The sequence below is a fragment of the Pseudosulfitobacter koreensis genome (genome assembly GCF_024733015.1).
Taxonomy (GTDB): domain Bacteria; phylum Pseudomonadota; class Alphaproteobacteria; order Rhodobacterales; family Rhodobacteraceae; genus Pseudosulfitobacter; species Pseudosulfitobacter koreensis.
Genome location: NZ_JANKJG010000002.1, coordinates 326,571 through 349,861, shown reverse-complemented (window position 1 = coordinate 349,861; position 23,291 = coordinate 326,571). Strand labels below are relative to the sequence as shown.

The 23,291-nt window shown below is 62.8% G+C and carries 20 protein-coding genes; 7 read left to right on the top strand and 13 right to left on the bottom strand.

The window, feature by feature from the left end; all coding sequences use genetic code 11:
* Position 1: 1 nt before the first annotated feature.
* Positions 2 to 1,480: an NAD-dependent succinate-semialdehyde dehydrogenase gene (locus NTA49_RS04810; RefSeq protein ID WP_284700559.1), complete on the top strand. Its 1,479-nt coding sequence runs from the start codon at positions 2 to 4 to the stop codon at positions 1,478 to 1,480.
* 75 nt (positions 1,481 to 1,555) lie between these two features.
* Here NTA49_RS04810 and NTA49_RS04805 read toward each other — a convergent pair whose 3' ends face one another.
* Positions 1,556 to 2,182, bottom strand: coding sequence for an SOUL family heme-binding protein (locus tag NTA49_RS04805; RefSeq protein ID WP_258293523.1), 627 nt, complete (start codon positions 2,180 to 2,182; stop codon positions 1,556 to 1,558).
* 191 nt (positions 2,183 to 2,373) lie between these two features.
* A complete protein-coding gene (locus tag NTA49_RS04800; protein WP_258293522.1) occupies positions 2,374 to 3,285 on the bottom strand; it encodes a LysR family transcriptional regulator in 912 nt (303 codons plus the stop codon).
* Positions 3,286 to 3,400: 115 nt separating this feature from the next.
* On the opposite strand from NTA49_RS04800, the gene NTA49_RS04795 reads away from it, so the two are divergent.
* The gene (locus tag NTA49_RS04795; protein WP_261368154.1) at positions 3,401 to 4,333 is read left to right on the top strand and encodes a VOC family protein; all 933 of its coding nucleotides are present in this window, start codon (positions 3,401 to 3,403) and stop codon (positions 4,331 to 4,333) included.
* Between the two features lie 11 nt (positions 4,334 to 4,344).
* Entirely contained in the window at positions 4,345 to 4,947 is a 603-nt protein-coding gene (locus NTA49_RS04790; protein ID WP_258293520.1) for an alpha/beta hydrolase, read from the top strand.
* A 236-nt stretch (positions 4,948 to 5,183) separates the two neighbouring features.
* Here NTA49_RS04790 and NTA49_RS04785 read toward each other — a convergent pair whose 3' ends face one another.
* The gene (locus tag NTA49_RS04785; protein WP_258293519.1) at positions 5,184 to 5,729 is read right to left on the bottom strand and encodes a TetR/AcrR family transcriptional regulator; all 546 of its coding nucleotides are present in this window, start codon (positions 5,727 to 5,729) and stop codon (positions 5,184 to 5,186) included.
* A gap of 165 nt (positions 5,730 to 5,894) precedes the next feature.
* Here NTA49_RS04785 and NTA49_RS04780 point away from each other — a divergent pair, with 165 nt between their 5' ends.
* The 3 genes from NTA49_RS04780 to NTA49_RS04770 all read left to right on the top strand — a co-directional run bounded on the left by NTA49_RS04780 (position 5,895) and on the right by NTA49_RS04770 (position 11,706).
* Entirely contained in the window at positions 5,895 to 7,067 is a 1,173-nt protein-coding gene (locus tag NTA49_RS04780; RefSeq protein WP_258293518.1) for an efflux RND transporter periplasmic adaptor subunit, read from the top strand.
* Positions 7,068 to 7,071: 4 nt separating this feature from the next.
* Positions 7,072 to 10,167, top strand: coding sequence for an efflux RND transporter permease subunit (locus tag NTA49_RS04775; protein ID WP_258293517.1), 3,096 nt, complete (start codon positions 7,072 to 7,074; stop codon positions 10,165 to 10,167).
* Between the two features lie 105 nt (positions 10,168 to 10,272).
* Positions 10,273 to 11,706, top strand: a complete 1,434-nt coding sequence (locus NTA49_RS04770) for a PQQ-dependent sugar dehydrogenase (protein WP_258293516.1) — start codon at positions 10,273 to 10,275, stop codon at positions 11,704 to 11,706.
* A 72-nt stretch (positions 11,707 to 11,778) separates the two neighbouring features.
* Here the strand turns inward: NTA49_RS04770 and NTA49_RS04765 are convergent, their stop codons facing one another.
* On the bottom strand, positions 11,779 to 12,939 hold the full coding sequence (locus NTA49_RS04765) for a family 16 glycosylhydrolase (RefSeq protein WP_258293515.1): 1,161 nt from the start codon (positions 12,937 to 12,939) through the stop codon (positions 11,779 to 11,781).
* A 499-nt stretch (positions 12,940 to 13,438) separates the two neighbouring features.
* Between NTA49_RS04765 and NTA49_RS04760 the strand changes: the two genes are divergently transcribed.
* Entirely contained in the window at positions 13,439 to 14,533 is a 1,095-nt protein-coding gene (locus tag NTA49_RS04760) for a TRAP transporter substrate-binding protein (RefSeq protein ID WP_258293514.1), read from the top strand.
* A gap of 78 nt (positions 14,534 to 14,611) precedes the next feature.
* Here NTA49_RS04760 and NTA49_RS04755 read toward each other — a convergent pair whose 3' ends face one another.
* The 9 genes from NTA49_RS04755 to NTA49_RS04715 form a co-directional block, all read right to left on the bottom strand.
* Entirely contained in the window at positions 14,612 to 16,003 is a 1,392-nt protein-coding gene (locus NTA49_RS04755; protein ID WP_261368129.1) for a TRAP transporter large permease, read from the bottom strand.
* A complete protein-coding gene (locus NTA49_RS04750) occupies positions 16,003 to 16,581 on the bottom strand; it encodes a TRAP transporter small permease subunit (protein WP_258293513.1) in 579 nt (192 codons plus the stop codon). The genes NTA49_RS04755 and NTA49_RS04750 overlap by 1 nt, the downstream gene beginning before the upstream one ends.
* Before the next feature lie 140 nt (positions 16,582 to 16,721).
* Positions 16,722 to 16,823, bottom strand: a complete 102-nt coding sequence (locus NTA49_RS04745; RefSeq protein ID WP_258293512.1) for a DUF2474 family protein — start codon at positions 16,821 to 16,823, stop codon at positions 16,722 to 16,724.
* Positions 16,823 to 17,824, bottom strand: a complete 1,002-nt coding sequence (cydB, locus tag NTA49_RS04740) for a cytochrome d ubiquinol oxidase subunit II (protein ID WP_258293511.1) — start codon at positions 17,822 to 17,824, stop codon at positions 16,823 to 16,825. Before cydB ends, NTA49_RS04745 begins: the two co-directional genes overlap by 1 nt.
* The gene (locus tag NTA49_RS04735; RefSeq protein WP_258293510.1) at positions 17,817 to 19,232 is read right to left on the bottom strand and encodes a cytochrome ubiquinol oxidase subunit I; all 1,416 of its coding nucleotides are present in this window, start codon (positions 19,230 to 19,232) and stop codon (positions 17,817 to 17,819) included. The genes cydB and NTA49_RS04735 overlap by 8 nt, the downstream gene beginning before the upstream one ends.
* Before the next feature lie 163 nt (positions 19,233 to 19,395).
* Positions 19,396 to 20,202, bottom strand: coding sequence for a heme ABC transporter ATP-binding protein (locus NTA49_RS04730; protein ID WP_258293509.1), 807 nt, complete (start codon positions 20,200 to 20,202; stop codon positions 19,396 to 19,398).
* A complete protein-coding gene (locus tag NTA49_RS04725) occupies positions 20,202 to 21,272 on the bottom strand; it encodes a FecCD family ABC transporter permease (RefSeq protein WP_261368152.1) in 1,071 nt (356 codons plus the stop codon). Before NTA49_RS04725 ends, NTA49_RS04730 begins: the two co-directional genes overlap by 1 nt.
* Before the next feature lie 2 nt (positions 21,273 to 21,274).
* On the bottom strand, positions 21,275 to 22,132 hold the full coding sequence (locus tag NTA49_RS04720) for a heme/hemin ABC transporter substrate-binding protein (RefSeq protein ID WP_258293507.1): 858 nt from the start codon (positions 22,130 to 22,132) through the stop codon (positions 21,275 to 21,277).
* Positions 22,133 to 22,152: 20 nt separating this feature from the next.
* A complete protein-coding gene (locus NTA49_RS04715) occupies positions 22,153 to 23,208 on the bottom strand; it encodes a hemin-degrading factor (RefSeq protein ID WP_258293506.1) in 1,056 nt (351 codons plus the stop codon).
* Positions 23,209 to 23,291: the final 83 nt, after the last annotated feature.

The window sequence follows — 23,291 nt, the reverse complement described above, 5'->3', positions numbered from 1 at the left end:
CATGACCCTGCAAGACCAAATCACCGCCGATCTGCGCAGCACGTTGGCCGACCCCGATCTGTTCCGCGAAGCGGCGTTGATCAACGGGCAGTGGATTGCCCGCGCTGATATGCCCGTGACCAATCCTGCAAGCGGCGACGTCATGGGCCACATGCCCGACAGCACGGCGGAAGAAACCACAGCCGCCATCGACGCCGCCGACGCGGCGATGAAGGGTTGGCGCAAGCGCACCCATGCCGAGCGTGCGGACCTGCTGATGCGCTGGTATCAGTTGATGCTGGATCACGCCGACGATCTGGCGCAGATCCTGACCGCCGAGCAGGGCAAGCCGCTGGCCGAGGCCAAGGGCGAGGTCATGTACGGTGCCTCCTTCGTGCGCTGGTTCGCGGAAGAGGCGCGGCGGATCAACGGGCACATCATCCCCTCGCCGGTCGCGGGCAAGAAGCTGTTCGCGATGAAAGAGCCCGTGGGCGTCTGTGCCATCATCACCCCGTGGAACTTTCCCATCGCGATGATCACGCGCAAGGTGGCCCCCGGTCTGGCCGCAGGCTGCACGATGGTCATCAAGCCGTCGGACTTCACCCCCTATTCTGCGCTGGCGCTGGGTGTACTGGCCGAACGGGCCGGTATTCCCGCAGGTGTTCTGAACATCCTGACAGGCCGTCCCGAAGTGATCGGGGCGACGCTGACCGCCTCGCCGGTGGTGCGCAAATTGTCGTTCACCGGCTCGACCCGCGTGGGTGCGCTGCTGGCTGAACAATGTGCGCCGACGCTGAAGAATATGTCGCTGGAACTTGGCGGCAACGCGCCGTTCATCGTCTTTGACGATGCCGATCTGGACGCGGCAGTCGAAGGGGCGATGCAGTCGAAGTTCCGCAATGGCGGGCAGACGTGCGTTTGTGCCAACCGCATCCTGGTGCAGTCGGGCATTCACGACGCTTTTGTCAGCGCGCTGGCGGCACGTGTCGACGCGCTGACAGTTGGGCCCGGCACGGCAGAGGGCACGATGATCGGCCCGATGATCAATGCCGCCGCGATCGAAAAGATCAACGCGCATGTCGCGGATGCGTTGTCCAAGGGCGCGCACCGCGCGACGGCGACGCGCGATCTGGGCGCGCATTATGCCGATCCGGTCGTGCTGGTCGGTGCCACGACCGAGATGCAGCTGGCGGGCGAGGAAACCTTTGGGCCCGTCGCCCCGATCTTCAAGTTCGAGACCGAGGCCGAGGCGCTGGACATTGCCAATGGCACGCCCTTCGGTCTGGCGGCCTATTTCTTTACCACCAACATGGCCCGCGCCTTCCGCTTTGGCGAGGCGCTGGAAGTGGGGCTGGTGGGGCTGAACACCGGTGCCGTGAGCCACGCAGAGGCGCCGTTCGGCGGGGTGAAGGCATCCGGGCTGGGGCGTGAAGGGGCGCAGGAAGGGATCGAGGAATACCTTGAAACCAAGGCGTTTCACTTTGGCGGGTTGGATGCGTGATGGCTGAATTTCGCGGACACCATGTGATCTAGCGGTGGGGGGCGGCCTGCACGCGGGCGTTTGGGTCTGGCCGGATCAATCGCCTGTCACCGGGATCAGCACCTCGTTGCGACGCCAGGGTGGCAGGGTCCAGGGCGGGTTGTATCCCGCCACTTCCGCCGTGCCCTGTGCTGTGAGGTTCCTGGCCGCCATCCAGTCGCGAAGGCGGGCTTTCTGGGTTGCCGCTGACCGCGCCATGAACCCCGAATACCGCACCACCGCGACCCGGCGCGGCGGAATGGTGCGCAGGGTAACGGCGGGGTCGGTCGGCACGGGGGCGGCGTCCAGCGTCATCCCCGTGGGCAAGACAAAGATCATCTCGCGCGCGGCGTCGCGGCTTTGCAGGACCGGCGCTGTCATGGCAATCTTCGATCCCTCCGAAAGGTCAGCATTCAACACGGGGGCGGTCATGGCGATGTCGCGTGCCCCCGCATTGGCCCCCGAGATATAGTCGAACAGACGCCCAAAGGCCGCGCGCGATCCGTCGTCCATCGGGGTCTTGACCACAACCAGTTCGCCGTAGTCCCGCACCTCGAACGGTGGCTCTGACAGGGTCACGCTGTATTCTGGTTCTGGCGCGGCCGCGCTGCCGAACACCGAACAGGCGTTAAGGAACAGCAAACTGGCGAGGGCTGTGATTGCCCGTCCTAGGCGTGAAAACATCTCTTGCCCCTTCACATCAAAATCTTCGCCTCCGGGCGGGACGCACGCGCATCACGTGTTCAAGACGCCGTGGCGGCGTACTGCGTTGAACCTTGATGTCGGCGCCCGCACAAAGTCGGTTGCGGCCCTGCATAGATAGCTCAAAACGGTTCGGGACCAGCACGTATGACCCGGCGGCAGGCTGTCTTGTCCTAGAACCTGAAGTCGAAGCTTTGAAAATCGCGGATATACGCCTCGAAGAACTCGGTGAAGGTGGCGACCAGCGGCGGCAGGGCGTCGTAGGGGGGATAGTAGAGCATCAGGTTGAGGGGCGTGACCTCGCAATCTTGCAGCACTTCGATAACCTTTCCGCGGTCGATGGCGTCCTGCACAAGGAAACGGGGCAGGTTGACCATGCCGTTGCCAGCCATCGCCAATGCCAGCAGCAGTTCGCCGTTGTTGGAGACGACCTTGGTTCCGGCGCGCACCGTGCGGGTCGCGCCGGTGCCGCCGAACACCCAGGTTTCGGGCTGAAGACCGCGCCCGTAGGACAGGCAAAAGGCGGGATCAAGCTCTGCGGGGGTCTGGGGTCTGGTGATCCGGTCGAACAGGGCAGGCCCTGCCACGATGGCGCGCGGCACCATGCAGATCCGCCGCCAGATGGTCGATTTGTCGGTCGGCGGGCCGGAAATGCGAATGGCCAGGTCGCAGCTTTCCTCGAGGATATCGACCAGCGTGTCGGTCAGTTGCACATCGACCTCGATCTGCGGATAGGCGAGGCGAAAACTGTCGATCAGCCCCGGCAACATGCGCATGCCGAACGACAGCGGCGCGTTGATCGCAAGGCGTCCCTTGTTGGGTTGCGTGGCACGGGTGATCTCTTGGGTGATGCGATCGAACTCATCCAGCACCGGACGGTAGCGCGCGGCCACGACCGCGCCCGCGCCGGTCAGGGAAATCTGCCGCGTGGTGCGTGTCAGCAGTTGTTGGCCCAGATCGTCCTCAAGCTGTGCCACGATGCGGGTGATCGACGCGGGCGTCATGTGCAGGCTGCGCGCGGCACCGACAAAGCTGCCTTGGGCCACGATTTCGAGAAAGACGCGGATCGGCTTGAGGGTCTGCATGGCGTCCACTCTGTTGATTTGTGGCAATAGTAAATGAAGCTAGATTTCTATTTTTAGCAATGAAGAAAGCCCCTATCTTGGGGCCATGACAGCCAAAAGGACGATGGAGATTAAAATGATCAAGGACATCAAAGGCCTGCACCACGTCACTTCGATGGCAGCGGACGCCCGGCAAAACAACAGTTTCTTTATCGACACCCTCGGCCTGCGCCGGGTCAAGAAGACGGTGAACTTCGACTCGCCCGAGGTCTACCACCTCTATTACGGCGACGAGATCGGCACCCCCGGTTCGGTGATGACCTATTTTCCCTTCGGCCAGATGCCACGCGGCAAACGCGGCACCGGCGAGGTTGGCGTAACCGAATTTGCGGTCGCAAAGGGGGCGCTGCCCTATTGGAAGGACCGTCTGGCTGCGAAAGGCGTCAAGGGTCTGAGCGAGGGCAGCTTTCTTGGCGAGGATCGTCTCGCGTTCAGCGGCCCTGACGGCGACGGCTTTGCGCTGGTTGAAACCGAAACACGCGACCGGACGCCCTGGACCGGGGCGGGGGTGCCGCAAGAGGCGGGTATACTGGGCTTTCACGGTGCGCGGATGCGCCTGCGCGATGCGGCCGCCACGGCCGAGCTTTTGGGTTTCATGGGCTATCAGAAGGATGAAACCGACGGTGCCGTTACACGTTACCGGATCGAAGGCGGCAATGCCGCCGATACGATTGATCTGGAACAGCAAGACGATGCGCGCACCGCGTCGCAGGGCGCGGGGTCGGTGCACCACATTGCCTTTGCGGTCGAGGACCGCGCAGCACAGCTTGAGGTGCGCCGCGCGTTGATGGACACAGGCTATCAGGTGACGCCGGTGATCGACCGCGATTATTTCTGGGCGATCTACTTCCGCACCCCCGGTGGCGTGCTGTTCGAAATTGCCACCAACGAGCCGGGCTTCGACCGCGACGAAGACACCGCAAATCTGGGGCAGGCGCTGAAACTGCCCACACGGTACGAGCCGCACCGCGCCCAGATCGAACGCTTCTTGCCCAAACTCGACGCCTGAGGAGACCGGAAATGTCGCTGACCAGCTATCATGCCCTGACGCGCGCCCCTGAACAGGGGGCACCGCTGATCTTTGCCTTTCACGGCACCGGCGGGGACGAACATCAGTTCTTTGACCTTGCCCGTCGGGTGCGGCCCGATGCGGGTGTTGTGTCGCTGCGCGGCGATGTCCTCGAAGGGGGGGCTGCGCGGTTCTTTCGGCGCACGGGCGAAGGTGTTTACGACATGGACGATCTGGCCATGCGCACCGCACGGATGGGGGCCTTTGTGGCGGCCCACAAGGACACGCATCCGGGCGCGCCTGTCTATGGGTTCGGTTATTCCAACGGGGCGAACATCCTTGCATCGGTCGTGATGGAGCGCCCCGATCTGTTCGACCGTGTGGGCCTGCTGCATCCGCTGATCCCGTGGTCGCCGGGTCCGGTCGATCTGACCGGTCGCTCCGTGTTGATCACTGCGGGGCGGCAAGACCCGATCTGTCCGTGGCCGCTGAGCGAGGCGTTGATCGACTGGGCCAATGCACAAGGGGCCGGGGTCACGACACACATCCACGAAGGGGGGCACGAATTGCGTCCCGGCGAGGTCGAGGCCCTGTCGAAACTGTTGTCGCGATGACCCTCTTGCTGGCGCATGCCAAGGGGCGGCTGCAATGACCGGGTGCGACAGTGGAACAGTCCGGTTCTGACGTCTTGATCTGCCTTGTCTTTGCCTCGGCCTATCGGGCGCTGTAGCCGCTGATCGCGCGCAGTGCCGAGGGTGGCGGCGCCACGCTTTGCGGCGCACTCGTGGCGCTGATCGGAGCGGGCGCTGTGACACCCGGCCCGAGGATGACGGCGCGCCTGAGACCTCGTTCAAACGCGGGCGTCCCCTTGCATCAGAATCTTGCCGACGTTGCGCAGCTTGGCGCTGATCAGGGGTGTTATATCGTCGAGGGTCATGGCGTCGTCCATCGCCCATATCATCACGGCCTCGGTCAGCGCATGGGTGGCCAATTCCGCCAGAAGCCGGGTCTCCGATGCCATATCCGGTCCAAGCCGTGCGTCCAGCAGCGTTGCGAGCGAAAGCGATGTCTCGTCCACCTTGGTGCGAAAGAGATCCTGCAGAGCCGGGTTTGCATCTATGACAGAGATGATCTTGCGCAGGACGGCGCGGTCCAGCGGATTGTCCTTCAGCCCCTGGCCCATAAGCCTCGCAAGGTCGTCTGTCAGCGCGCCCTCGGAGCTGGCAAACCAGCCCGCGCCCGCCACGTCCAGCCTGACCGCCTCGCCAAGGATCGCAGCCTGCTTGTTGTTGTAATAGTTAAAGAATGTGCGCGTGCTGATGCCTGCTTCGGTGGCGATGGCCTCGGTCGTCATTTGATCGAAGCCATCGCGCAGGGCGACGGTGACTGCGGCCATCTGAATGTCCCGGGCCGTCTGCAAACGACGCCTTTGGCGAAGACTCATGCCCATTCTGTGCGCACCTGTTTGTTTCCCTGAAAGTAAACATTGCATAGTATGCAAGTTTCTGCAATCAGCCAGCAACATTCGCACTTTCTCTGCCCAACTGGATTGCCCCACATCATGAACAAGTTCACGCTCTCATTGCTCGCCATTCTCGCCGCTGCGATCACGTTGACCGGTTCGGCAAGGGCGCAGGGCATGCCACCCAAACAGGTCGGCGTGGTTGACGCGACCCTTCAGGATGTGCCGCGTATCGTGACGCTGCCGGGGCGTGCGGTTGCGGCATCGTCCACCGCGATCCGGCCACGGGTCAGCGGTGTGGTGACGGAAATCCTGTATGATCCGGGCCGTCCCATCACAGCCGGCGCGCCGATGTTTCGGATCGACGATACGACCTATCAGGCCAGTGTCGCGGGCGCTGCCGCCCAGGTGTCCAGTGCGCAGGCGCAAGTGACCGAAGCGCAGGCGGCGTTCATCCGCACCGAACGTCTGGTGGGGTCGGGCAGCACGCAGGCGCAGCTTGAATCCGCGCGTGCAGCACTGGATCAGGCAGGTGCGGCTGTGACAGCGGCCCAGGCCGAACTGACACTGGCCAAGGCGCAGCTGGGCTGGACCACGGTGGCCAGCCCGATTTCCGGTGTCGCCAGTGTGGCTTCGGTCTCGGTCGGTGATCTGGTGACGGAAGGGCAGGCCGATGCGATGGCCACGGTCACCCAGCTTGATCCGATAGAGGTGGACATGTACGAGCCGTCCTCGCGGTTCCTGAGCATCATGGACGAGATCAACGACGGCACCTTGCGTCTGAACGAGGCGTTGAAGGCGACGCTGACACTGGAAAATGGCCGGACCTATCAGGGCAGCGGCACGCTTGTCGCGCCGGGTGTGACGGTCTCGACCTCGACCGGGTCCATCGACACACGGTTTCGCTTCGACAACCCCGACAATCTTATCCTGCCCGGCATGTTCCTGCGTGGGCAGATCGACCTCGGCACCACGCGCGCGATCCTGGTGTCGCAATCCGCCACCAGCCGTGACAAGCTGGGCAATCTGTCGGCCTGGGTCGTGGCCGATGGCAAGGTCAGCCAGCGGGATCTGACCGAAAAGGGCAGTTACGAGCAGCAATGGATCGTCACCGACGGGCTGGAGAGCGGCGACAAGATCGTCGTGGATGGGCTGGCCGGACTGTCCGAAGGGATGGACGTCGTGTCCGTCCCTGTCACATTCGACGCCAACGGCGTCGTGCGCGACCCCGCGCCGACACCGACGCCCTCCGACGCGTCCGCGACGGAGTAACCACATGGCACGTTTTTTCATTCACCGTCCGGTTTTTGCCTGGGTGATCGCACTTGTCGTCATGCTGGTCGGGGCACTTGGCCTCAATTCTCTGGCGATCGAGCAATACCCGCAGATCGCGCCCACGACGGTGCGCATCACCGCAAGCTACACGGGCGCTTCGGCGGAGATCGTGGAATCCTCGGTGACGACGGTGATCGAGGATGCGATGACCGCGCTTGATGGCTTGACCTACATGACGTCGAACTCGACGCCCGGATCGGCGTCGATCTCGCTGACCTTTGATGACACCGTGGACGCGGACATCGCGCAGGTGCAGGTGCAGAACAATCTGCAACTGGTCACCTCGCAATTGCCCGACGTGGTCCAACAGCAAGGCGTGCGGGTGGCGCGGTCGACCAGTTCGATTTTGCTGGTCGGCGCGCTGACCACCACGAACGAGCGCCTGACGACGGTGGAACTGGGAGACCTGATCGCCCAGCTGATCGAGGACCCGGTCAAGCGGACCCCCGGCGTCGGTTCAATCAGCACCTTCGGCTCGGGCTATGCGATGCGGATCTGGATGGACCCGATGAAGATGGTCCAATACCAGGTGACGCCCGCAGACGTGACTGCGGCGGTGGCAGCGCAGAACACCAACGTCACCGTAGGCGAACTCGGTGCGCAACCCAGCGCCATGGGCCAGCGAATGACGGTGCCGATCTCGGCGCAGTCGCAACTGTCCTCGGTCGATGAATTCGAAAGCATCCTGTTGCGCGTCGATCCCGATGGCTCGACCGTGTTTCTGGGCGATGTGGCCGAAATTGAAATCGGTCAGGAAAGCTATGGCGGGGCCGCGCGGCACAACGGCAACCCGGCGGCAGGCTTTGCGGTCAACCTTGCGACGGGGGCGAATGCGGTCGATACCGCCGCCGCGGTGCGCAAGACGATTGACGGCATTGCGGGTGCGCTGCCTGCGGATGTCGATGTGGTCTATCCCTACGACACCTCGCCCTTCGTCGAGGAATCCATCTCGCAGGTCTATCACACCCTGATCGAGGCTGTGGTTCTGGTCTTCTTCGTCATCCTCGTCTTCCTGCAAAGCTGGCGGGCCACGCTTATTCCGGTCATTGCCATTCCCGTGGTCCTGCTGGGCACGTTCGCCGTGCTTGCCGCAGCCGGGTTCACCATCAACACGCTCACGATGTTCGCGCTGGTCCTGGCCATCGGCCTCTTGGTCGACGATGCGATCGTGGTGGTCGAGAACGTCGAGCGCGTGATGGAGGAAGACGGGATCGGCCCGGTCGAGGCCACGGAAAAAAGCATGGACGAGATCACCTCGGCGCTGGTTGGTATCGTGCTGGTGCTGTCTGCGGTGTTCCTGCCGATGGCCTTTATGGGCGGTGCGACCGGCGTGATCTATCGCCAGTTCTCGATCACGATCATTACCGCCATGGTCCTGTCGCTGGGCGTCGCGGTCATCCTCACACCCGCAATGTGTGCGAGCCTTCTCAAGCCACGCGCGCACGGCGATGGAATTGCACCGGCGCGCTGGTTCAACCGCAATCTCGACCGCGCGACCAACGGATACGTCAGCGTCGTCACCCGCTATGTCAAACGCCCCATGCGCACCCTGCTGGTGCTGGTCGCGGTGGTCTTTGGCGTGGTTGTCCTATTCGACCGGTTGCCGGGATCGTTTCTGCCCAACGAGGACCAGGGTGTGGCGCTGGTGATCATCCAGGGCCCAGACGGGTCCACCACGGAACAGACCAAGGCATTGGTCGAGAAGGTCGAAGGCTATCTGCTGAACGCCGAAAGCGATACGGTCGAATCCGTCTTTGCCGCACTTGGCTTCAGCTTTGGCGGCAGTGGCCAGAACAACGCGATGGTCTTCGTCAAACTGCGCGACTACGCGGAACGTGACGGGTTTGACATCGGCGGGCTGGTAAACCGGGCCAACGGCTATTTCTTCACTACCAACCGTCAGGGCAACATCTTCGTTCTGCAACCGCCTGCGATCCAGGGTCTGGGCAGCTCGTCGGGCTTTACGATGTTTCTGACCGACAATGGCGGGCAGGGGCAACAAGCGTTGGCCGCAGCCGCGAACCAACTGGTCGCGAATGCGCAGGCCGATGGGCGTGTCACCTCGCTGCGCGGCAATGAGGCGGCGACGCAGACCGCGCTGCGTCTGGATATCGACCAGCAAAAGGCCGCGGCCTTCGGCCTGTCGATCACCGAAATCAACGCGATGCTGTCGGTGATCTTTGCCGGTCGCGAGGTCAACGACTTTGCCCTGGGCAACGATCTGCGTCCCGTCATCGTGCAGGGTCAGGCCGAAACGCGGTCGCAGCCCGAGGACATCAACCGCTGGTACGCGCGCAACAGCCAGGGTGAGATGGTCTCCTTCGCCGCCTTCTCCGAACAGAACTGGACGCAGGAACCGCAGGCCGTCGCACGCTTTGGCGGCACGCGGGGGATGGAGCTGAGCGGGGCCGCAGCGGCGGGTCTGTCGTCAAGCGACGGCATGGACGCGATGGAAGAGCTGGTCGCAGAACTCGACGGCAACTACGGCACCGCCTGGACCGGCCTGTCCTATCAGGAACGGCTGTCTGGCAATCAGGCGCCGCTGCTCTTTGCGCTGTCGGCTCTGGTCGTGTTCCTGGCGCTGGCAGCCTTGTACGAAAGCTGGGCCGTGCCGCTGGCAGTGATGCTGACCGTGCCGGTCGGAATCCTGGGTGCACTGGCCGCGGCCTATTTCATGGGACAGTCGAACGACGTGTACTTCAAGGTGGGTCTGCTGACGACCATCGGCCTTGCGGCGCGCAACGCCATTCTGATCGTGGAATTTGCCCAGTCGCAGGTGCACGAGGGCAAATCGGTGATCGACGCGGCGCTGGTCGCATCCCGCCAGCGGCTGCGTCCGATCCTGATGACCACCTTCGCCTTCATGCTGGGGGTTTTGCCGCTGGCCCTCGCTTCGGGTGCGGGGGCAGGGGCGCAGAACTCCATCGGCATCGGTGTGCTTGGGGGGATGGCGTCATCGGCGGTGATCGGGATTTTCCTTGTCCCGGTGTTCTACGTCGCGGTTCTGAAGCTGCGCGGGTTCATGTCGCGGTCCTGAAACCGCGCGTTTTTCCGCCCCTGATGGAACTCTTTCGGTGTCTGAAACATTTTTCCGGCAACTGCCCGCCCGTTTCAAACACCGATATTTCCTCAAGGAGCATTCATGTCTGCCCGTACCTTTCGCACCTATCGCACCACGACTGCACTTGTCGCTGTCTTCACCTCTGCCGGTTTTGCCGCCGCGCAAGACCAAAGTGACGCGCAGACCAGCCCCGCGCCGAGCGACGCGCAAATCGTGTCGTCAACGGACGACACCGCCGGGGAGGTGATCAGCGCCATCGCGGCCACCCCCGAACAGGATCAGGCCATAGGCCAAAGCTTTCGCGTCGATCTGGCCGATCTGCCCGAACCCTATCAGGGTCCGCCGGTGGCCAACGCGCCGCTGCGCGCCAGCGAAGTTTCGGACGAGTTGGCGCTGCCCGACGGATTTTCGGCCACGCTTTTTGCCGAGGGGCTTGAGGCACCGCGGCAGGGCCATGTCCTGCCCAACGGCGATCTGCTGGTGTCGATGCAAACGGGCGGCTATATCACCCTGCTGCGCGACACGGACGGCGACGGGGTGGCGGACATCATCTCGCGCGCGTTCGAGCCATTTACCGCGCCCTATGGCATCACGCACCGGGCGTGGACCGGCGAGGGTGATTTCGACTATGAAATCCTGATTGCCGATCTCGAAGGCATCTGGTCGCAGCCCTATAAATCGCCCAACATCCGCAACGTCGGCGCGCGCAGCCAGACCGTCGATGCCACGCCCGTCGAGAACCGCAAGCCGCTGTTCGATTTCTCCGGTCAGGATCTGCTGACCGAAAGCGGTGTGTTCGGAGCGATGAACGGCCATGTGAACCGTGACATCGAAATCGGACCGGACGGGCGGCTTTATGTCGGGGTCGGCTCGCTTGGCAATATCTCGGTCGAGCCTGAACCGAAGGCCACGATCCAGAGCTTTGCCGCCGATGGTTCCGACCAGCGGACCCTTGTGACGGGCGTGCGCAACCCTGCGGGTCTTGACGTGCACCCAGAAACCGGCGCGATCTTTGCCGTGGTGCAGGAGCGGGACGGGGCAGGGGACAATCTGGTTCCTGACTACCTGATCCGCGTGGACGAGGGCGAATTTTTCGGCTGGCCCTACAGTTATATGGGCACCAACCCGCAACCGGGGTTTGCGCAGCTTGAACCGGAGCTGGTGGAGACCACCCAAGTGCCCGACCTGATCTTTAACCCGCATTCGGCGGCGATGGATATGGCGTTCTACGAGGGCGAGATGTTTCCCGAACGCTTTCGGGACGGGGCCTTTGTCGCGCTCAAGGGGTCGTGGAACCGGACGCAGCCGACGGGCTACAAGGTTGTCTTTGTGCCCTTTTCGGACGGGTTGCCCGTCGGGACCTATGAGAATTTCATGACGGGTTTCTGGGCGCGCGGCACCGACCGCGCCGAAGTCTGGGGGCGGCCGGCCGATGTGACCGTTGCACCCGATGGTGCGATGTACGTGGTTGACGACACGGGCGGCACGATCTGGCGGGTCACCTACGATGGTTAGGTCAACATTGCAGAAGAAGCGCGGCGAAAGTGACTGGCAAGGAGCCCGTGCGTCAAGGTTATGGAATCTCGATCAGAGCGGGGTATAGGAATATCCCGCGATCTCCATTGAGGTCGCTGTTTCCTTGTCCTTGTACCCGCCCCAACCCTGAACACTGTCATCATTCGCCCACAAGTTTGCAAACAGACGCTGGGGGGTACTGGGAATGTCATAACCGTCGCTGGCATTGAATTGGTGAACCATCACGTCGTTCACATACCACGTGATTGAATCCGGCGCCCATTCGAATGCGTAGTCGTTAAAGCCTGCGGACGAGTCAAAGCCCAGATCAATCATCGTCAGTTCATGTTGCCCGTCTCGGAACATGCCGACCTGCGCGGTGGTCGGGTCCTTGCCCATGATTTCGATGTCGATTTCGTCGTGCTCGTTTCCTTCGCTTTCACCGGTGTATGTGAACATGGTGGAAAGAACACCCTCCTGGTCGGAGGCACGGATACTCATCTCGTACCTTCCGTAAAGGACCGGCTCGGCACTGCTGATTTCAGCGCCCGTGAAATTATACTCCCCGCCCGGATTTGGCAGCAGTTCCATCAACATGCTGCCGTCGTCGCGCACGGTGATGTTGTCGGACGTGAATTCGGTGTCGAATGCCCCGTCGCTCGGTTTCATGTTGGAATCTCTCCATGTCACGGGGGAGTCCGGCCCAAACCCTGACATCGTCGAATTGGTACCAACATTGTCCACGCTCTGTTCCCCGGAGGCGGTCGTCAGGTCGGTTAGTTCTGTGTCCATATCGGATTCATCATCGTTCAGCTCGGTTCCATCGGACGTCTCTGTGCCATCGTAAGTATCTGTGCCGTCGTAAGGATCTGTGCCGTCGTAGCTGTCTGTGCCGTCAGACAGCATCATGTCTTCGTCGGTAAGCTCAGTTTCTTCCACATCGTCGGACTGTTCGCTTGCTTCGCCGGACCCGTCGGTGCCCAGAGTGCCGGTCGTGCTGCCAGAACTTTCGCCGGCTTGCAGCAGCCATGCCATGTAGTTTTCCATGGTGATCGAAATTCCAGGTTCAGTCGCCAGCGAAGACATCAATACGGCGTCCGCCTCGGCCTCGGTCAAACCCATCGCCAGGAGGGACATCCGGCCAAAATAGCCGTCGCCGGTCTGAGCGTAGGCGATATCGTCTATTCCGGCAGCGTAGGTATCCAGTTGAGTGGGAGCGATTGCATATGCCATATTTACACCTTCGTTTATAAAATTGAGCTTTTTTAAATCAACAAACAGGCTTCTTGACCGGGGGTTATGGCCCGCACACAGCTGCCCGGAAGCTAGAAAAGGAACTGTCTTCAGATGCCATGCAGAAGAGCTTTGCGTGATCAAAACTGAAATAAGTTTTCGAGATAATCACATAAGTAGTCACGTAATGCTCTGCGGTCCGTCCTCTGGCCGTGTCGGTCCGGCTTTCGGTCTCCCTTGCCCCTCGGTGCTCTTGGCAACTTGGGCAAGATGACCCGCAGATGTGCGCGCGCGAACGGTTGATCGCCCCACAGATGTATGATGTCACAACAAAATTTTTTCACGGGCGCGAGTGTTACAGTCCGGTGAAAACGTGATGTATCACCTGTCCGGCTCAGCATGGACATTCCTTCGCAACACTGTTTATCAACACACAGAAGTATGTCCGGCAACAGGCTGGGCACGCTTTATGACATTTCACATTCGGGAGGATACAATCGTGGATCGTCGTTCATTTATTCGTAATGCAGGTGTGATCGGGGCGGGTGCTGCGGCATCCACGCTGGCAGCACCGGCAATCGCGCAGGGCAACATCACCTGGCGCATGGTCACCACCTGGCCCAAGAACTTTCCCGGCCTGGGTGTCGGCGCGCAGCGTCTGGCCGACCGCGTCACCGCGGCCTCGGGTGGTCGTCTGACCATTCAGGTCTATTCGGCAGGCGAACTGGTGCCGCCACTGCAATCGCTGGACGCCGTGATCGACGGCACCGCCGAGATGAGCCACGGCGCCGCCTATTACTGGCAGAACAAATCGCCCGCGCTGTCGTTCTTTACCGGCGTTCCCTACGGCATGACCACGCCAGAACTTACGGCCTGGGTCCGCTTCCTGGGCGGTCAGGAAATCTGGGACGAAATCTATGACCAGTTCGGCGTTCAGGGCTTCTTGTCGGGCAACACCGGCACGCAGACCGGCGGTTGGTTCCGCGACGAGCTGAACAGCGTCGAGGACGTTAAGGGCGTGCGGTTCCGCACACCGGGCCTGGGTGGCCGGGTCTGGGAGAAACTGGGCGCAACCGTCACCAACATGGCGGCTGGCGAAATCTTCCAGGCGCTGCAATCGGGTACGCTGGACGCGGCCGAATTCGTCGGTCCCTACAACGATCTGGCGCTCGGCTTCCATCAGGTCGCCAAGAACTACTACATGCCGTCCTTCGTCGAATCCGGTCTGGCGACCGAACTAGTCGTGGACAAGAAGAAGTATCAGGAACTGCCCGACGATCTGCAGGCGATCATCCGCGACGTCAGCCAGGCGGAATACGATCAGGTTGCGGCGGACTTCTACGCCAACGACCCACGCGCGCTGCAAACGCTGGTCAACGACCACGGCGTGATCGTGCGCAACTTCCCCGACGACATCATGGAAGCGGGTGCCAAGGCATCGGTCGAAGTGGTCGAGGAACTGCGTGCCAGTGACGATCCGCTGGTCAAGAAGACCACCGAGAGCTTCATCGAGGCGCTGAACCTGGTGCGCAACCGCACCGAAAAGATCGACGCACCCTATGTGGCCGCGCGCGAGAAGTACCTGAAGTACTGATCGTTTCGATCCGACAAAGGAAAAGGCCCGGTGGAAACACCGGGCCTTTTTTCTTGTCTGCTGTGCGTCGGCCTTGGATCAGCCCGCAATCAGACGTGGCAGCCACGTGACCAGCTGCGGGAAGGCGAACAGGATGGCAATTGCCACGATCTGCAAGAACACGAAGGGGATGATCCCCTTGTAGATCGCACTGGTCGGAAGCTCCGCCGGGGCGACGCCGCGCAGGTAGAACAGCGCAAAGCCGAAGGGCGGCGTCAGGAACGAGGTCTGCAGATTCACGCCCACCATCACGCCCAGCCAGATCGGATCGACGTCCAGTGCCAGAAGCACAGGTGCGGTGATCGGGATCACGATGAAGATGATCTCGAACGTGTCGAGGATGAAACCCAGAAAGAACATGATGACCATCACCACGGCCACCGCAGCCAGGCTGCCGCCGGGCAGGTTGCTGAGGAATTCGTGCACCAGATTGTCGCCGCCCATCATGCGGAACACGACCGAGAAGACCGAGGCACCCAGCAGGATCACAAAGACCATGCTGGTGATTGTCGCGGTTGCCACGACCGTTTCGCGCAGCACGCCAAACGACAGGCGCCAGCGCAGGGTGGCCAAGACCATTGCACCGACAGCACCCACAGACGCGGCCTCGGTCGGGGTGGCGATGCCGCCAAGGATCGAGCCGAGCACGGCCAGGATCAGCAAGAGCGGCGGCACCAGTGCCACGACCACTTCGCGCAGCAGGTCCTTTTTTTCGTCCGCAGGCACAGGCGTTGCGGGGCAGGACGCAGGGTCGGTCACCGCCTTGAACAGCACATAGGACAGATAGAGCCCGATCAGCAGGAAACCGGGCAGCAAGGCGCCGGCAAAGAGATCGCCGACCGAGACTGGCGTGGGGGCAAAGTTGCCCTTGGCCATCTGCACCTGCGAGTTGATGCCCGACAGCATGTCGCCCATGAAGATCAGCACGGTCGAGGGCGGCACGATCTGGCCCAGCGTGCCGCTGGCGCAGATCACGCCCGTCGCAAGCTTGGGGTCATAGCCCGCCCGCAGCATCGCAGGCAGCGAGATCAGGCCCATCGTGACCACGGTTGCGCCGACCACCCCGGTCGAGGCGGCCAGCATCGCGCCCACCAGCACCACCGAAAAGCCCAGACCGCCGCGCATGTTGCCGAAAAGCTTGCCCATCGTCAAAAGCAGCTGCTCGGCGATCTGGCTGCGTTCCAGCATCACGCCCATGAAGATGAAGAGCGGCACCGCGACCAGCACCTCGTTGGTCATGAAGCCGATATAGCGGTTCGGCAGAGAGCCGAAGTTCGACGGATCGAAGACCCCGAACGCCATCCCCAGGCTGCCGAACAGCAGGGATGTGCCCGCAAGGGTGAAGGCCACGGGAAAGCCCAGCAGCAAAAAACCGATGACGCCAAAGAACATCAGTGCGGCGAGCAACTCGCCAATCAAGACCGGGTCCATCAGACGGCTCCCTCGGGGTGGTCGGCCGCGATGCGGTCGGGATTGTATTGGATCGACTTGGGAACCAGTTCGGCATTGCCGCTGAGGATCAGGATCGAGCGGATGATCATCGCAACACCCTGCAAGGCGATCAGCGCCGCAAAGGCGATGATGAATGATTTGAGGATATAGAGACCGGGCATGCCGCCGACGTTGGCCGACGCTTCCTGATAGCTCCAGGCGCGTTGGACGAAGGGCATGGAGTACACATAGACGATCCAGGTGAAGGGCAGCAGAAAGAGGAACACCCCGATTAGATCCGTCAGCGCGCGCGTTTTCATCTTGGCGGGGCGATAGAAGATATCGACACGCACATGATCGTCACGCAGCAGCGCAAATCCCGCCACTGCCGTGAACATCGCACCGTTCAGCCAGATATAGAGATCCTGCATCCACACGTAACTGGTCGCAAAAAGATAGCGTTGAACGACCACCGTGAAACACACGACAACAATCGCAAGCGCCAGCCAGGCGAATGTTTTGCCGACGATCAGGTTCACCGCACAAATCAGCCTGGCAATTCCAGCAAGAAATCGCATCTTCTCCCCCCTCCCCATTTTCAGGTTCGCGTTTATCCAAGCCGTCAATCGAAGTGAAGCGGGGGAATGTCAAGGTGCCGAAGTATTTCGCGTGGACTATGGTGCACCGCTCCGGAGATACTCAGGGGGGCAAAGCAGCCTCAGATCACCGAACGGATCAGCAAGGCCACCACGCCCAGGGCCGCGACGCTGGCGATCCAGATCACGACAAACCACAGGATGCGGCGCAGGCGGGGCGGCATCAGTGATAGCCTTCGTCGGGATCGACCTTGCCGCGGAATACCCAATAGGCATAGGCGGTATAGATCAGGATCAGCGGCACCAGAACCACCGTGCCGACCAGCGCGAACTTCAGGCTGCTGTCAGGGGCAGCTGCCTCGACGATGGTCAGGCTGGGGGGGACGATGTTGGGGTAAAAGCTGATGCCGATCCCGATGAAGCACAGCACGAACAGCCCCAGTGCGGCCATGAACGGCAGCAGTTCCTTGCCGTCGCGCAGACCGGTGAACAGCGCATAGGCACAGACCAAAAGGGCGGCGGGCACGATCACGCTGAACATCACGCCCGGAACTTCAAACCAGCGGTGAAAGTACTCGACATCCTGAAACGGCGTCAGCAGGCTTGCGATCCCGATAAAGCCCAGCGTGGCAAAGCCCAGGGGCCGCGCATAACGGCGCATCCGTTCCTGCAACGCGCCCTCGGTCTTGAGGTTCAGCCAGCATGCGCCCAGCAGAGTGTAGCCCACCACCACGGCCATGCCCGTCAGCAGGGAAAACGCACTCAGCCAGTCCCACCAGGCGCCCGAATAGGCGCGGCCCTCGACGTCGATGCCCTGCACCAGCGCGCCGAGTGCTATCCCCTGCATGAATGCCGCCACGATAGAGCCGCCGAAAAAGGCGTGGTCCCAGATGTGTTTCCACCGCTCGCCGCGCCAGCGGTATTCGAACGCGACACCGCGAAAGATCAGCGCCAGCAGCATCAGGATGATCGGCATGTAAAGTGCTGGCATAACGATGGCATAGGCCAGCGGAAACACCGCCAGCAGCCCGCCGCCGCCCAGCACCAGCCAGGTTTCGTTGCCGTCCCAGATCGGCGCGATCGAGTTCATCATCGTCGCGCGTTCCCGTTCGGTGCGGGCTGTGGGGAACAGGATGCCGACGCCCAGATCGAAACCATCGAGGATGACATAGACCAGCACCGCGAAGGCGATGATTCCCGCCCAGATGAAAGAGAGTTCAAACATCGGTATCGTCCTTTGTGATGTCGCCGGTTTGTGGGGCCGGTGTAATGCCCGCGGTGCGGATCGGCCCGTCCTGCAGTTCGTGGGTCGGCGCGGTGACAAATTTGTTCATCATCACCAGCAGATAGAGCGTGCCCGCCCCGAAGATGAAGAAGTAGACCACGATGAACGCCACCAGCGAGGCCGCGACCGCAGGCGCATCCACCGGCGACAGGCTGTCCGAGGTACGCAGCAATCCGTAGACGGTAAAGGGCTGGCGACCGACCTCGGTGGTGATCCACCCCGCAAGGACGGCCACAAAGCCCGCAGGCCCCATTGCCACCGCCGCGCGGTGCAGCCACGGCGCGTCGTAGAGATGCCCGCGCATCCGTCGCCACAGGCTCCACAGACCCAGGCCGAGCATGGCAAAGCCAAGGGCGATCATCACCCGGAAACTCCAGAACACGATCGACACGGGCGGCTCGTCCTCGTCTGGAATGGTGTCCAGCCCGTCAAGCGGCGCGTTCAGGTCGTGTTTCAGGATCAGGCTGGACAGCTTGGGGATTTCAATCGCGTAATCAATGCGCTTTTCCTCGGGGTTCGGAATGCCGAACAGGATCAGCGGCGCGCCCTCGGGGTGGCTGTCATAGTGACCTTCCATCGCCATCACCTTGGCCGGTTGATGTTCCAGCGTGTTCAGCCCGTGAAAGTCGCCCGCGAGGATTTGCAGGGGCGCCACCAGCGTCAGCATCCACATCGCCATCGAGAACATGCGCCGTGCCGGTGCGTCTTCGCGGTTGCGCAAAAGGTGCAGCGCACCCGTGGCCCCCACGACCAGCGCCGTGGTCAGGAACGCCGCCAGCACCATGTGCACCAGACGGTAGGGGAACGAGGGGTTGAAGACGATCTGCCACCAGTCTTCGGGTACGAACTGGCCGACCTCGTTCATCGCAAAGCCCGCAGGCGTGTGCATCCAAGAGTTCACCGACAAGATCCATGTGGCCGAGATCAGCGTGCCGATGGCCACCATGCCCGTGGCGAACATGTGCAGATTGTCCCCGACACGGTGGCGGCCAAAGAGCATGATGCCCAGGAAGCCCGCCTCGAGGAAGAAGGCCGACAGCACCTCATAGGCCATGAGGGGCCCAAGCACCGGGCCGGTCTTGTCCGAGAACACGGCCCAGTTGGTGCCGAACTGATAGGCCATGACGATGCCCGACACGACCCCCATGCCGAAGGCCACGGCAAAGATCTTTTTCCAGTAATCGAAAAGCTGGAGATAGGTCTCGTTGCGGCTGCGCAGCCACAGTGCGTTCAGCACCGCCAGATAGCTGGCGAGCCCGATGGAAAACGCCGGAAAAATGATGTGAAACGAGACCGTGAATGCGAATTGCATCCGGGCCAGCGTTTCGGCTGTCAGTCCATCGAACATGGGGCTGCCCTACCTTTTTGCTGTGCCGTCAGGCGTTAACCTAAGATTGCAGCAAATCAAGGCAACTCCAATGTGACATCGGCGTCGCCGGGGTGCGGCATGCGGTCCCTGTGCGGGACTGCGCAGGGCGGCGCATGATGCAGCCGCCCCCTTGCGCCGCGCATTATCCCGCGCGCTTGACCGCCGCGCGGTCTTGCCCGCCCGCCGATTGCGGCAGCATGAACCAGCCGCCGTCTTGGGGCGTGCTGCTGGTACGGATGTCGCAGCCATAAGCACGCGAGACCTGTGCGTCGGTCAGCACCTCTTGCGGGGCGCCGTGGCCGATGATCTGCCCTGCCTGCATCAGCACGAGCTGATGCGCGAACATCGCGCTGAGGTTCAGATCGTGCATCACCGCCACCACGCCGCCGCCCGCACGGGCAAAGTCGCGGGCGATGTGCATCACGGTCAGCTGGTGGCCGATGTCGAGACTGGAGACAGGTTCGTCCAGAAACAGCCAGCGCGGGCTGCCGCTGACCACGGGCCGCCAGACCTGGCAGAGCACGCGGGCCAGTTGCACGCGCTGCTGCTCGCCGCCCGACAGTTCCTGGTAGAAGCGGTTGGCATAGCCCTCCAGCCCCACGCGCGACAGCGCCGTCAGGGCCAGCCGGTCGTTGGTCTCGATCCCGCCGCGCAGGCCCAGACGCACGACCTCGACCGCCTGAAACGGAAAGGCCAGCGGCGTTGCCTGCGGCAGTACCGCGCGCTGGGCGGCCAGATCGTAAGGTTTCGCCGTCGCGATGTCGGTTTCGCCCAGCCGGATGGTGCCGTCAAAGGCCACATCGCCCGTCAGCGCGCGCATCAGCGTGGTCTTGCCCGACCCGTTGGGGCCGACAATGGCGGTCAATGTGCCTGCGCGGGCGGTCATGTTTAGACCATGCAGCACCTGCGTGGGGCCATAGCTGACCGAGATGTTTGTCGCCTTCAGCATCACATATCCACCAATCCGCGTTTGCGCAGCAAGATCCAAAGAAACACCGGCGATCCCAAGAGCGCGGTCAGGATGCCGATGGGCAGTTCCGCCGGCGCCACGACCACCCGCGCAACCATGTCTGCGGCCAAGAGCAGCGATGCCCCCAACAGGCCCGCGTTGATCAGCAGCCCGCGATGGTCCGGCCCTGTGGCTAGCCGCAGCAGGTGCGGCACCACGATGCCGATAAACCCGATCCCGCCCGAGACGGCGACGGCGGTGCCTGTCGCTGCCGAGACGGCCAGAATGGCGATGGTCTTGGTCCGTTCGACCGGAATGCCCATGTGATGCGCCGCTGCTTCGCCCAAGGCCAGCCCGTTCAGACCCCGGCCCAGCGAACTGGCCAGTACCAGCGACAGCACGATTACCGGCGCAGCAATGCTCAGCTTTGCCCAGGACGCACCGGCCAGCGAGCCGAGCGACCAGAACGTCAGCTCGCGCAGTTGCATGTCGTCGGCGAGAAAGATCAGGATGCCCGAGAAGGCAGCGAAAAGCGCGCCGAGCGCAATGCCCGCCAGCAGCATCGTCGCCACCGACGTGCGCCCAGCACGGGTCGAGACACGGTAAAGCAGCAGCATCGAAGCCCATGCGCCGAGGAACGCTGCCACCGGCAGCAACCCGGCCCCCAGAGTTGTCTGTACCCCGGCGGGCAGGGCGGCGCCCAGCACGATGATCGTCACCGCGCCCAGCGAGGCACCGGATGTCACGCCCAGAATGCCCGGATCGGCGAGCGGGTTGCGAAACAGCCCCTGCATGACCGCGCCGGACACGGCCAGCGCGCTGCCGACGCAGATGCCCATGACCAGTCGCGGCGCGCGGATGTCCCACAGCACGACGCGTTCGGTCAGCGTCAGGGCATCGCCCTGCGCCAGTTTCATCAGCGCGCCCCACAGCGACGTGCCGGATGCGCCCACGGCAAGGCTGGCCAGCGACACCAGCACCAGAAGCGCGCCCAGCACCAGATGCGCGCGCCGCGCGGTATTGCGCCTGTCGATGAACGGCAGGGCGGTGGCGGCGGTGTCGCTGGCCATCATCAGCCTTGCCCCTGCAACACGTCATGCAGCGCCTGTGCCGCCTGCGGTGTGCGCGGGCCAAAGCCCAGCAGCAGCAGCCCGTCCATCTTGACCAGCGCACCCGATTGCGCGGCGGGGGTGGTGGCGATCTCGGGCATCGCGAACAGGGCCTCGGCACTGGCGGAATGATCGCCCTCGCGGTCCATCATCAGCACCACGTCGGGGGCCGCGACCGAAATCGCCTCGGCGGTCAGCTGGCGGTAGCCCTCGAACTGGTCGATGGCGTTGATGCCGCCCGCCATGGCGATGATGCCGTCCGCCGCCGTGTTGGTGCCCGACGCCATGATCCGCCCGCCCTGGGTGCTCAGCACGAAGAGAACCCGCTTGGGCGCTGTCTCGTCACTGGCCACTTGCGCGGCCACGTCGTCGAGGGCCGCACGCACGTCGTCTGCCAGCACCTGTGCCTTGTCCGGCACGCCAAGCGCATCGCCGATGGCGGTGATCTTGGCGATGATTCCGTCCGCAGAGTAGGGCGCGGGCACCACGACCATCGGCACCGATGCCGCTTGCAGGACCGATATCGTCTCGGGCGGCCCGGCGCCCGGTTCGGTCAGGATCAGCGTCGGCTCCACGCTCAGCACACCCTCGGCGGCCAGCGCGCGCATATAGCCGATGTCGGGCAGATCCAGCGCCTCAGCCGGATAGGCCGAGGTCGAATCGCGGGCGACCAGACGGTCGGCTTCACCGAGCGCATAGACGATTTCGGTCGTGGCCCCGCCGATGCTGACCACACGAGCCGTGTCATAGGGCTGGGCAGTAGCGACCAGTGGCAGCGCGCAGGCCACTGCCAACCCCTGCAACAGGTTTCTGCGGGTCATGAAGTCTCTCATAAAGTCCCTCATACTGCTGTCTCCAGCTCCAGCGCGGGCAGGTTGTCCACGATCTCGCGCCATGCAGGGCGGCTGTCGTAGTCTTCCCTGCGCACGCCGAAGACCTGGAAGATCAGCGCGCCGTCGGCGCCGAATGCCTCGACCGACACGGCCTTGCCGCGCTGGGTGGGCTTGTCGACGGCATAGACCTCGGCCACGTGATCCAACCGCAGGTGCAGGTTGAAACCGGGGTCCATCACGTTCTGCCAGGGGCCCATCGGTTTCAGCGTCTCGATCGGGCCGGTGTGGATCTGGATGCAGCCGCGGTTGCCGACGAACACCATCACTTCGATGCCAGCCGCCTGCACGTCGTTCAGCATCCGGTCGATGGCGTCGGTCGCCAAGGGCCGCACGAAGGGCGCGCCGACGATGCGGTAGGCCCCCAGACGGTTCATCCGCAGTTTCGACGTCAGGCGCATGAACTGGTGGGTGTCGGTCATCTTGGACCATTCCGATTGCAGCACGTCCAGCTTTTCGCGGTTGGTCTTGGCGGCCTCGGGGGCGGTGCGCTCGGCCAGGTCCAGCTGGGTCGGCTGATCGGGCAGGGCGGATGCGAACTTGGCCGCGTCCCATGCGGCAAGATGGGTTTCGCCGCGCATGAAGATCTTGTGCACCGCGTCGCCCGCCGCATCGAACACCTGAAGGCTGCGGCGCACGCCTGCGTCGGTTTCCTTTTCGACCATGAAGGCATGGCACCAGTGGATCGGGAACATGCGCAGGTCGATCTTGTCGTTCAGAACCATCGCCGCATGGGCGCCGGAGGTATAGTTGCCATAGCTGCCGACCTTTTCGTTCACGCAAGAGATGTTGCGCGTCAGGGCCATGACCTCGCCCAGGCTGCTGGCGATCTCGATGATGGTGTCGGGATGTGGTGCGATGTGCGTGACGCCCTGACCGGTGTGCGCGGCAAGCAGCTGCGCCTCGGTGATGCCCAGCTTGTCGGCCAGGTCGCGCTCGCGCAGGTTGGCATGCTCGATGCGTGCCGCGCGGATGGTTTCGGCGGATGGTGAAGTGGTCTGGCCCATGATGTTCCCTCGGTTAATGCTCAGCTGTGATTGGATGAACTGGCTGCGGCCCGAGGTTCGGGGGACGTGGCTGGGCAGGATTA

Bases quoted from the DNA above. Each gene is read 5' to 3' on its own strand.
- NTA49_RS04805 (WP_258293523.1), bottom strand. From the start codon at position 2,182: ATGTTTTCACGCCTAGGACGGGCAATCACAGCCCTCGCCAGTTTGCTG.
- NTA49_RS04780 (WP_258293518.1), top strand. From the start codon at position 5,895: ATGAACAAGTTCACGCTCTCATTGCTCGCCATTCTCGCCGCTGCGATC.
- NTA49_RS04790 (WP_258293520.1), top strand. From the start codon at position 4,345: ATGTCGCTGACCAGCTATCATGCCCTGACGCGCGCCCCTGAACAGGGG.
- NTA49_RS04770 (WP_258293516.1), top strand. From the start codon at position 10,273: ATGTCTGCCCGTACCTTTCGCACCTATCGCACCACGACTGCACTTGTC.
- cydB (WP_258293511.1), bottom strand. From the start codon at position 17,824: ATGTTTGAACTCTCTTTCATCTGGGCGGGAATCATCGCCTTCGCGGTG.
- NTA49_RS04750 (WP_258293513.1), bottom strand. From the start codon at position 16,581: ATGCGATTTCTTGCTGGAATTGCCAGGCTGATTTGTGCGGTGAACCTG.
- NTA49_RS04715 (WP_258293506.1), bottom strand. From the start codon at position 23,208: ATGGGCCAGACCACTTCACCATCCGCCGAAACCATCCGCGCGGCACGC.
- NTA49_RS04785 (WP_258293519.1), bottom strand. From the start codon at position 5,729: ATGGCCGCAGTCACCGTCGCCCTGCGCGATGGCTTCGATCAAATGACG.
- NTA49_RS04810 (WP_284700559.1), top strand. From the start codon at position 2: ATGACCCTGCAAGACCAAATCACCGCCGATCTGCGCAGCACGTTGGCC.
- NTA49_RS04765 (WP_258293515.1), bottom strand. From the start codon at position 12,939: ATGGCATATGCAATCGCTCCCACTCAACTGGATACCTACGCTGCCGGA.
- NTA49_RS04730 (WP_258293509.1), bottom strand. From the start codon at position 20,202: ATGCTGAAGGCGACAAACATCTCGGTCAGCTATGGCCCCACGCAGGTG.
- NTA49_RS04795 (WP_261368154.1), top strand. From the start codon at position 3,401: ATGATCAAGGACATCAAAGGCCTGCACCACGTCACTTCGATGGCAGCG.
- NTA49_RS04745 (WP_258293512.1), bottom strand. From the start codon at position 16,823: ATGCCGCCCCGCCTGCGCCGCATCCTGTGGTTTGTCGTGATCTGGATC.
- NTA49_RS04720 (WP_258293507.1), bottom strand. From the start codon at position 22,132: ATGACCCGCAGAAACCTGTTGCAGGGGTTGGCAGTGGCCTGCGCGCTG.
- NTA49_RS04775 (WP_258293517.1), top strand. From the start codon at position 7,072: ATGGCACGTTTTTTCATTCACCGTCCGGTTTTTGCCTGGGTGATCGCA.
- NTA49_RS04735 (WP_258293510.1), bottom strand. From the start codon at position 19,232: ATGTTCGATGGACTGACAGCCGAAACGCTGGCCCGGATGCAATTCGCA.
- NTA49_RS04755 (WP_261368129.1), bottom strand. From the start codon at position 16,003: ATGGACCCGGTCTTGATTGGCGAGTTGCTCGCCGCACTGATGTTCTTT.
- NTA49_RS04725 (WP_261368152.1), bottom strand. From the start codon at position 21,272: ATGGCCAGCGACACCGCCGCCACCGCCCTGCCGTTCATCGACAGGCGC.
- NTA49_RS04800 (WP_258293522.1), bottom strand. From the start codon at position 3,285: ATGCAGACCCTCAAGCCGATCCGCGTCTTTCTCGAAATCGTGGCCCAA.